Source organism: Streptomyces malaysiense (assembly GCF_000980885.2).
Taxonomy (GTDB): Bacteria; Actinomycetota; Actinomycetes; order Streptomycetales; family Streptomycetaceae; genus Streptomyces; species Streptomyces malaysiense.
Map to the genome: position 1 here is coordinate 1 of NZ_LBDA02000076.1, position 9,607 is coordinate 9,607.

10 protein-coding genes are annotated in these 9,607 nt (G+C 68.1%); 1 reads left to right on the plus strand and 9 read right to left on the minus strand.

Annotated features, from left to right (window positions below; translation table 11 throughout):
* From VT52_RS28320 to VT52_RS28360, 9 genes are all read right to left on the minus strand, one after another.
* Nucleotides 1–393, minus strand: a 393-nt coding sequence (locus VT52_RS28320; protein WP_206306623.1) for an immunity 49 family protein, incomplete at its 3' end; no start/stop codon positions are given.
* 136 nt (nucleotides 394–529) lie between these two features.
* Nucleotides 530–1,168, minus strand: coding sequence for a hypothetical protein (locus VT52_RS28325; protein WP_206306624.1), 639 nt, complete (start codon nucleotides 1,166–1,168; stop codon nucleotides 530–532).
* An 11-nt stretch (nucleotides 1,169–1,179) separates the two neighbouring features.
* Nucleotides 1,180–3,714, minus strand: a complete 2,535-nt coding sequence (locus tag VT52_RS28330; RefSeq protein WP_046428856.1) for a hypothetical protein — start codon at nucleotides 3,712–3,714, stop codon at nucleotides 1,180–1,182.
* Complete coding sequence (locus VT52_RS28335; protein WP_046428858.1) at nucleotides 3,711–4,118, minus strand: DUF6507 family protein; 408 nt, start codon at nucleotides 4,116–4,118, stop codon at nucleotides 3,711–3,713. The genes VT52_RS28330 and VT52_RS28335 overlap by 4 nt, the downstream gene beginning before the upstream one ends.
* A gap of 28 nt (nucleotides 4,119–4,146) precedes the next feature.
* Nucleotides 4,147–4,461, minus strand: coding sequence for a pore-forming ESAT-6 family protein (locus tag VT52_RS28340; RefSeq protein ID WP_046428873.1), 315 nt, complete (start codon nucleotides 4,459–4,461; stop codon nucleotides 4,147–4,149).
* Between the two features lie 68 nt (nucleotides 4,462–4,529).
* Entirely contained in the window at nucleotides 4,530–4,862 is a 333-nt protein-coding gene (locus tag VT52_RS28345) for a hypothetical protein (RefSeq protein ID WP_046428859.1), read from the minus strand.
* 166 nt (nucleotides 4,863–5,028) lie between these two features.
* A complete protein-coding gene (locus VT52_RS28350) occupies nucleotides 5,029–6,207 on the minus strand; it encodes a PP2C family protein-serine/threonine phosphatase (RefSeq protein WP_046428862.1) in 1,179 nt (392 codons plus the stop codon).
* 125 nt (nucleotides 6,208–6,332) lie between these two features.
* Nucleotides 6,333–7,142 (minus strand): Fpg/Nei family DNA glycosylase, encoded by an 810-nt coding sequence (locus tag VT52_RS28355; RefSeq protein WP_046428863.1) that lies wholly within the window; start codon nucleotides 7,140–7,142, stop codon nucleotides 6,333–6,335.
* 195 nt (nucleotides 7,143–7,337) lie between these two features.
* Nucleotides 7,338–7,823, minus strand: a complete 486-nt coding sequence (locus tag VT52_RS28360) for a ribose-5-phosphate isomerase (RefSeq protein ID WP_046428865.1) — start codon at nucleotides 7,821–7,823, stop codon at nucleotides 7,338–7,340.
* A gap of 317 nt (nucleotides 7,824–8,140) precedes the next feature.
* Here VT52_RS28360 and VT52_RS28365 point away from each other — a divergent pair, with 317 nt between their 5' ends.
* Nucleotides 8,141–9,571 carry an amino acid permease gene (locus VT52_RS28365; protein ID WP_046428867.1) on the plus strand — a complete coding sequence of 477 codons (1,431 nt, stop codon included), beginning with the start codon at nucleotides 8,141–8,143 and terminating at the stop codon, nucleotides 9,569–9,571.
* Nucleotides 9,572–9,607 lie beyond the last annotated feature (36 nt).

Below are 9,607 nucleotides of genomic sequence, written 5' to 3' on the forward strand. Positions count from 1 at the left end.
CACCCTTTCAATCTCAGCGGCACCGGCGTACGCCTGGAGGGCAGCCACCCAGTGGTAGACATATGCGTCGAACTGGCCCTCGGGTGACCGGAGCCGGTCGAGCGGAATCTCGCAGAGGTGGGTCATGCGTTTCTGATCGCGGCAGACGATGGCGAGCCACAAGGTGGTGAGCCAGTTCCCGGCGTCGGCGTACGGACGGGGACCCAGTGCCGGAATGTGCCGGATTTCGTGGTTGATACGGCAGTCGACAAAGCCCTCGGCCTGGGCGGTCGCAGCGAACAGAGCCGAGCCGGTCTGAAGGGCGCTGACGGTCGCTTCCCATATCTCGAGCCGTGCCGCACGAGGATCAACGGTGCACCGAGCCTGCAAGTGCAGCAGGGCCGTGCTGAACATGAAGTCAAGCTTGCCAGGATGCCGTTCGATCTACTCCGCGTCCGCCGCTACGTCTTCGCCAAGCGCCTCGGCCCAGTTCACAGAGTGAGGGCCAGGCCCTCCATGCCGGTCGATCGCGACGGTCATAATGCGCTCCTCACAGCAGATCGGTCAGGTCCGGGCCGCGCCCGTCCGCAACCTCCGGCTCACCGACTCCGTAGCCTTCGGCCCTGCCGAAGTATGTCGGCTGACCGGGCTCAGCCGACACACCGAGCAGCCCGTCCAGATCCTTGAGCGCGGCGGCGAGCCGCGGGGCGTTCTGCTGGTGCACTTCCGGATGCGGTGTGCCACGGAAGTCGAACGGACCCCAGATATCGTGATGGACGGCAACATCGGCCGACAGGCCCAGAGGCTCCGCAGAGACCGTCAATTCCACCAGACCGTATTCCTGGCGTTGCGCACCACGTTCATCGAGCCACATACCCGGCCCGGTGACCAGAAATCCGCTGAACTCGGCCTGCGGGAAACCCATAGGGCGCAAATTTTCGACACTCTCCGCCAGTTGCTCACCATCGAGCGGTTTCGGCAGTTGCAGACGAGTCTTCGCGATCGAACCTCTGCCTGGCATGACCCAGTGCCACTCCAGGGCACTCGGCTTCAGTAGCTCGTAGTCCCGCAAAACAGCCGACATACGTGCAGCGGTGCCGAGCGCCGAGCGCAACCCGGGAGAGGCGTAATCTTCCAAGTCCCAAAACCAGGAAGCACATTCGCGCGGCGCACGCATGAGCATGGACATCGATTACTTCCTCACGGATACGTAGGGCCATTGGCCGGGACGGTGATCGAGCCATCCTCAAATCGCAAAACGAAGGTGGCGTTCGTAATCCTAGCGCGATGAGCGATGCGTCCGAGGATCTTGTCTGTCAGTGCTTCCTTGGTGTCATGCACATCCAGAATGGCGACCTTCTGGCCATCAATGCTACCAATCAGCTGCTTCTCAGCGATACCCCTCGTCGCACTGTTGAGTCCCGACGCACTCGCGACGTCCTTTAGCTGCGCACCATATTCGATCCGGTCGCCAGACTTCACCAATACATCCAGGTCCAGTCCGTCTTCCGGCACCTTCATTTCCAGTGCAAGCCCCTGTACACCACGATTTTGCAGATCTGTGGCGTGTTCCATCGCCATATAGACCGCAGGGCTCATATCGCTATGCTTGCTGACCTGCTTGCATTGAGAAAGGAGATCGTCGTAGCCAGGAAGGTCCGCAAGGTTTCCGTCACTGATGTATTTAGCGATCCCGGCTCCGTACTCACTCCTACGGAGTCCTGCGAGTGACTTCTCGATATCCGCCGGTGGCATCTTGGCGCGTGCGAGTTGCTCGGCAACCATCGCCTCCTGGTCCGGCTGCATGCGCCCAGTCGGCGCGGACGGTCGCTCGCCCCCCTCGCTGTAATCCACGTGCGGGGGCTCGTGACCGCCCCCAGCCCCGGAGTGGTGGCTTCCTACCTGGTCATGGCCCTGCCCGCCCGTCACTTCCGAGGGCCCACCGGCGGCCGGAACATGGTGTACCACCTGAGGATCGTCGCCATGTCCCAGGGGGCCGTCCGTGTGGTGACTGCCCTGGCCGCTGTGCGGCGATTCATGGCTGGCTACAGGACCGGTCCCGTGCTCGTGTGCTGTGCCGCCGGACAGGTGGTCGCCGCTGTGCCCGCTGGGCAGGTGGTCGCCCGCGTGGATCGTGGGAGTGGTGGGGTGGTCGGGGATATGGCCTGCGTCGCTCACGTTGTGGCCGGTGCTGTCGCCGAGTTTGATGTGCTCGCCGACGTGTCCCGCGGTGTCGGCGGTGTGAGGGGCCGCGCCGACCAGGGCCGGTTGCTTCGCCGGGGACGGCGTGTGCGGGACGTCCGAGCCGGTGGTGGGCCGGCTGGTGACGTCCGGGGGGCCGCCGTCGTGGTGCATCAGGACGTCGCCCTTGTGGTCCACGATGTTGCCGTGTTCGTCGGCGAACAGCGGCGGCTCGCCCTCGGGGGTGTGCAGGGGGTCCGTGCCCGCCGGGTGCAGTGGCGCGTCGTGCGGCAACCGGACGTTGCCGCCCGGGAGTTCGACGGCGCCCTTGGGGATCGATGCTCCCTCGGGGAGGCGGACCGTGCCGTCCGGGAGGTGCACGGTGCCCTCGGGCAGGGTGATCGCGTTGTCGGGGAGCTCGGGGATGTCGATCTTCCCGGCGCCCCGGAGGGCCTTGCTGATGTCGCCGATCTTCGACAGACCGGCGCCCGCGCCCTTCATGACGTACGTCATCGGGTCGATGACCCGGCCGGCCTTGCCCGCGAACGAGATCGCCCTGGCCACCGAGCCCGCCTTGCCCGCGCCCTCGGCCGCGGCGCCCCCGCCGTCGGTGAAGACCGCGGTGATCACGTTGAAGGTGACCGCGCCGGCCGCGCGGGCGGGGTTCTTGCCCCACTCGTCCCACGCCAGCAACGCCTTGCCGGTCTGCTTCATCGTGTCGCGCGACTCACGCAGCCAGGTGGGCATGTACTTGTCCGGCGTGGCCCAGAACGCCGCCGCCAGCACGGGGTTGCTCATGAAGGCGAGCCCCGTGGCCAGCTTCGCCAGGCCCTTCCAGGCCGTCTTCATCGCGTCCCAGCCATCGACACCGACCAGCGTGCCCAGCCCCTTGACGGTGCCCCAGATGCCGTCCACCACGATGCCGTCCCAGACGAACGACTTCGCCCAGTGCCCGACGTCGTACCAGTGGTGCTTCTGCTCCACCGGATCGCCCCACGGCAGCCCCTTCGCGCCCTTCAGGTCGGACGCACTGTAGCCGTACATGTTCTTCTTGTCGCTGCCGTCACCGGCGATCATCTGCGTGCCGTGCCACAACGCCGTGATCTTGTTGTGGCAGGTGCGCTCCGCCGCCCAGAACGCAGCCACCGTCGCCGTGACATCGTCGCGGAGCTGGTTGTTCTTCTTGACCTTGTCCTCGTCGTACTGCCAGTCGTCGTCGCCCTTGACCGAGTCGACGAAGGTCTGCGCATCGTGCTTGAGCTGCTTCAGTTTCGCCACCAGCGGCCGGACCTCCGCCGCGTACCCCGACAACGCCGAGGACACCGTCTCCAGATCCGTCCCGAACGAATCCGCACGGTCCGACACCGGCTTCGTCGAGGCGAACAGCTGATCCGCCTCCGGGGCCTTGTAGTACGCCGACAGCCCCTGGAACTGCGTATGGACATCCGAACCCGTGGAACGGACCTGCCCCGCGTCCTTCTTCAGCGCGGCGTAGTCCTTCTCCAGCTGCTCAAGGTCACCGGTGAACTCGGGAATCTCCTCCGGCTTGATCACGACTTGCCCACCCCCGGCATCTTCACCCCGGGCGTGGACGCCGCGCGCTGCGCCCGCGCCGCCATCGCCTCGTCACCGTCCAGATAAGCCGTCGTCGCGTCCACCGCGCCCTGCAACGACTTACCGGCCCGCGCCGCGATGAACTGAAGATCCTTGGTCGCGTGCTCCGCGTACTCCGACAACGCCAGCGCCACGAGGCCGCCCTGCGTCTTGCCGCCGCCCTTGCCGCCCTGACCGCCGGAGCCGCCCGAGCCGTCGCCCGCGGAGATCGTGCCCGCGCTCGACGCCGCCGACTGCAGATGCTTACCGAAATCCTTGGCCTGCGTCTCCAGATGCGACGCCGTCTTCCCCGTCGTCGTCAGCACATGACTGATGCCCTGCGGACGCAGATCCCAGCCCGCCATGCCACACCCCCGTGAACCGGCCTCCCGGTCAACCGATTTCGTCGACCGCCGACTTGGCCTTCGCCAGCGTCGAATGCGCCGTCGAGTCGTTCTTCTCCATCGTCGTCTTCAGCAGGTGGATGATGTTCCGCACCTCCTGCGAGGCGTTGTTCCAGCGCTGCTCCTTGCCGTGGTACTCGTCCGCCACACCATCAGCCGTGAAGTCCGCCATCGCCTTCTTCACCTGCTTGTCCCGCGCCGCGATCACCGACTCCAACTGCGCGATCACCCCCGCGAGATTCCCCTGCACATCCGCCGACGCACCTGTGTCGTACGACCGGCGATCCGCACCAGAACCCGCCATCACACACCACTCCCCGTCAAGAGACCCGACGTCTCGAAGAACTCAGAACAACCCGGACCCGCGCGCACTCAGCGGCCCGAGAACCGCGCCGCGTCGAAGTTGGCGGCACCCATCTGCGACCTGGCGTTCTCACCCTGCTCCTGGTCACCCGAGCTGAAAGCGCCCTCCATCCCGGACTGACCGCCCAGGATCGCCGCCAGCGAGCCGTTCAGCTCCTTCGTGATGCCGTCCGCACGCGCCTTGAACTGATCGAACGCCGTACGCCCCGCACCGTTGAACTTCCCCTCCAACGGCTCCGCCGCCTGCACCAACTGCCGGATCAGCGTGCCCAGATCCTGACTCGACCCGCGTGAGTCACGCATCAGCGTCGAGAGCGTCTGCGCACCCATGTCGAACTTCATGTCGCCTCCCCCGTACGGGCTCCCGCGGCACCCGCCGCCCCTGTCGCATACCGCATACGATTATGAACTCGCGGGCGCAAGGGGGGCGGGTCCGGGTCCGGTCTGTCACAGGATCAGCGAATTTCCGTGACAAAAGCCCGGCACGGACCGGCTTCGGCGGCCGGTGTCAGCGGGAGGGCTGACCCGTCGGTGACTGACGGCAGATCAGCAGCAGCGCCCGGTCGTCGTTGACGTCCTTGGCGACGGCCTCGATGAGGTGCCAGGCGGCTCCGTGGAAGCCGCCGGCGACGTAGCGGTCGGCTTCGCCGGTGAGGCGGTCGATGCCCTCGACGATGTCGCGGTCGGAGGTCTCCACCAGGCCGTCGGTGAAGAGCATCAGGACGTCGCCGGGGCGCAGCGAGCCCTTGACGGAGTCGAACTGGGCGCCGTCGTAGACGCCGAGGAGCGGCCCCTCGGCGGACTTCTCCTCCCAGCGGCCGCTGCCGGCGCTGAGCTGGAGGCCCGGCGGATGGCCCGCGGAGTACAGCTCGTAGTCCCCCGAGTCGAGGTCCAGGACGAGGTGGATGGAGGTGGCGAAGCCCTCGTCCCAGTCCTGGCGGAGCAGATAGCCGTTGGCGGCGGGCAGGAAGGCGTGCGGGGGCAGGGAGCCGAGGAGGCCGCCGAAGGCGCCGGACAGCAGGAGGGCGCGAGAACCCGCGTCCATGCCTTTGCCGGAGACGTCGGTGAGGACGACCTCCAGGGTGCGGCCGCCGTTGGTGCGGGCGGCCACGACGAAGTCGCCGGAGAAGGACTGGCCGCCGGCGGGCCGCAGCGCCATCTCGTGGTGCCAGCCCTGGGGCAGTTTGGGCAGGGTGGACTGCACCCGGATCCGCTCGCGCAGGTCGAACAGCATGGTGCCGCCGCGCCGCCAGGGCACGCCGACGCGGCTGCGGAACTGGGCGGTGAGCAGGCCGAAGAAGCCGCACGCGGCCACCACCAGGACGACGCCCGGGGTGACCCGCGAGGCCCCCTCGGTGTACGGGCCGAGGCGCACCGACTCCACGATCAGCGCGGTGGCCGCCGTCGCGTACAGGCCGAGCAGGCTGGCCGGGCGCAGCAGCAGCCCGCCGGCGACGATCGGCAGCACGAGCATGGCCGGGGAGCACCACACGGAGTCGAACAGGGTCAGGGCCGCGAGGACCGGGATGGTCAGGAGCAGTCCGGCGAAGGCGATCCAGTCGGAGCCGTCGCCGCGGAAGTAGTCCACGGCGCTCCTGCGCAGCCCGACGCGGGCCCGGTGCCACTGCATCTTCCACCGGGCCGTGAGCGTGTCGGCCTTCGCGCGCGTCTCTCGTCCTGCTGCCATTAGTCCGGGACCCTATCCATCGCACCGGTCCCTTGGCACGGGAGGTCCCGCTTGTCCCCCGTGCGGGGCTCGGGTTCACAGGTTCGCTCAGGCACCGGAATTCCGTAAACCCACCCGAAGGAGTGTCAGTGCTTCTGACACGTGGGGCACCAGAAGAGGTTGCGGGCGGCGAGGCCGGCGGTGCGGATGTGGTCGCCGCAGATGTGGCAGGGCTGGGTGGCGCGGCGGTAGACGTAGACCTCGCCGCCGTGGTCGTCCACGCGGGGCGGGCGGCCCATGGCCTCGGGGGTGTGCTCCGGCCGTACGGTGTCGATCCGGTTGTCGCGCACGCCCTCGCGCATCAGGGCGGCGAGGTCGGCCCAGATCGTGTCCCATTCGGCGGGGGTGAGGTCCCGGCCCGCGCGGTAGGGGTCGATGCCGTGCCGGAAGAGGACCTCGGCGCGGTAGACGTTGCCGACACCGGCCACGATCTTCTGGTCCATGAGCAGGGCGGCGACGGTCGTACGGCTGCGGCTGATCCTCCTGTACGCCGCCGCCGGGTCGGCGTCCTGGCGGAGCGGGTCGGGGCCGAGGCGGGAGTGGACGGCGAGTTTCTCGTCGTCGGTGATCAGGGCGCAGGTGGTGGGGCCGCGCAGATCGACGTACGACAGGTCGTTCGCGAGCCGGAGCCGGACGGTGTCGGTGGGCGGGGGCGCGGGGGCGTCCCCGAAGCCGACCTTGCCGAACAGGCCGAGATGGATGTGGACCCAGTCGCGGTCGCGGAACCGCAGGAACAGGTGCTTGCCGTGGGCCTCGGTGGCGGTCAGTTCGGCGCGGTCCAGCAGGGCGGCGGCGTCGGAGAACTTGCCCTGGGGGCTGGTGACGCGGGGGGCCGTGCCCTGGAAGCGGGCGGCGTAGTCCTGCGCCAACCGGTGAATGGTGTGCCCTTCCGGCAAGGCGGGCCGTCCTTTCCTGTTCTTCTCCCGGCCCGCCCGGCCGTCTCGCCCGGCCGGAGGGCGGGCTCCGTCACCACCTCAGCCTAGGACCTCTCTTTCGGACCTCGTCGGGGTCGCGGGGCCCGGCACGCACGGCACCCACCCGCCGCCGAGCGGATCGGCGAGGGTGGGCGCAGGTGGTAGAGGAGGGGAGGGTTACTGCTGGGGGTGGTGGGCCGGGACCGGGGGGAGGTCGCCCGTCGTCTCGTACTCGCTCAGCATGTCGATGCGGCGGATGTGGCGCTCGTCGCCGGAGAACGGGGTGCCGAGGAACGTCTCGACGAACTTGGTCGCCTCCTCGGTGCTGTGCATGCGGGCACCGACGGCCACCACGTTGGCGTTGTTGTGCTGACGGCCGAGCGACGCCGTCTCCTCGCTCCAGGCCAGCGCCGCGCGCACGCCCTTCACCTTGTTCGCGGCGATCTGCTCCCCGTTTCCGGAGCCGCCGATCACGATGCCGAGGGCGTCGGCGTCGGCGGCCGTGCGCTCGGCGGCGCGCAGGCAGAAGGGCGGGTAGTCGTCCTGGGCGTCGTAGATGTGCGGCCCGCAGTCGACGGGCTCGTGCCCCGCCGCCTTGAGCCACTCGACGAGGTGGTTCTTGAGTTCGAAGCCCGCATGGTCGGAGCCGAGGTACACGCGCATGACACGAGTGTGACACGCCGGAATGGGGGCAGCAGCCCGGGGTCCACGGCATCGGAGGGGTGTCCGTCAAGGCATCCGGAGGTGACTCATACGACACCCGCCAACCTACGGATTTCGTCGTCAGATGTGAGCGGGGCCATAGAACCTCAAGGGAACCTCAAGTAACAATCCGGATTCAGAGGTTCCCGAATTCGTTCGCCTCGGATTCACTGGACCGACTCGTACACCGCTCGTACGAATCCCGTACCGGACCCCGCAACGGCATCCCCGTTTTCCGTACGAGAACCCCCGCTCAACAGGCGCAAAGGAATCCGTCCATGACCCCTCCTGGTTCCGGACTTCAAGCAGGCCTCAAGAACCGGCATCTGACGATGATCGCCATCGGCGGTGTGATCGGCGCCGGACTGTTCGTCGGCTCCAGCTCCGGCATCGCCGCGGCCGGGCCCGGCATTCTGCTGTCCTACGCCCTCGTCGGCACCCTCGTCGTCCTCGTGATGCGAATGCTCGGCGAGATGTCCGCCGCCAACCCGGCCTCCGGCTCCTTCTCCGAGCACGCCGACCGGGCGCTCGGCCGCTGGGCCGGTTTCTCCATCGGCTGGCTGTACTGGTTCTTCTGGGTCGTCGTCCTCGCCGTCGAGGGAACGGCGGGCGCGAAGATCCTGGCCGGCTGGGTGCCGGCGGTGCCGCAATGGGGCTGGGCCCTCATCGTGATGCTGGTGCTGACCGCGTCGAACCTCGTATCGGTCGGTTCCTACGGCGAGTTCGAGTTCTGGTTCGCCGGTATCAAGGTCGTGGCGATCGGCGCGTTCATCGTCGTCGGCCTGCTCGCGATCTTCGGTGTGCTGCCGGGCGCGCACACCGACAAGGCGTCCTTCTCCAACCTCACCAGCCACGGCGGATTCCTGCCGCACGGTCCGGGCTCGATCCTCACCGGTGTGCTGCTGGTCGTCTTCTCCTTCATGGGCAGCGAGATCGCCACCCTGGCCGCCGGCGAGTCGGAGGACCCGCAGCGCGCGGTCACCAAGGCCACCAACAGCATCATCTGGCGTATCGGCGTCTTCTACCTCGGCTCGATCCTCGTCGTGGTGACGCTGCTGCCGTGGAACGACGCGTCGCTGCAGAAGCAGGGCTCGTACGTCGCCGCGCTGAACTCCCTCGGGATCGCGCACGCCGGCCAGATCATGAACGTCATCGTGCTGACCGCAGTGCTGTCCTGCCTCAACTCCGGTCTGTACACGGCCTCGCGCATGGCCTTCTCGCTCGGCCAGCGCGGTGACGCGCCGAAGGCCTTCGCCCGCACCACCTCCCGCGGTGTGCCGATGGCGGCGATCCTGGCCTCGGTCGTCTTCGGCTTCGTGGCCGTGTTCTTCAACTACAAGTTCCCGGACACCATCTTCCTGTTCCTGCTGAACTCCAGCGGCGCGGTCGCCCTGTTCGTGTGGCTGGCCATCTGCCTCTCGCAGCTGCGGATGCGCCGGATCATGCAGCGCGAGGCGCCGGAGAAGCTCGTCGTGAAGATGTGGCTGTACCCGTACCTGACCTGGGCCACGGCCGCGCTGATCGTCTTCGTCCTGGGCTACATGCTCACCGACACGCAGGGCGCGAGCAGCGGCCGCAAGACCGTGCTGCTGTCGGTGGGCGTGGCGGCGGTCGTGGTCGCGGTCGCCTTCGTGAAGCAGGCCGTCCAGTCCCGCCGCACGCCGGCGGCCCCCGCCGCCGAGGCGGCCGAGAAGGTCACCACCGGCTGACGACCGTCGCCGGTACGAGGAGGGGCCCGTCGGGTC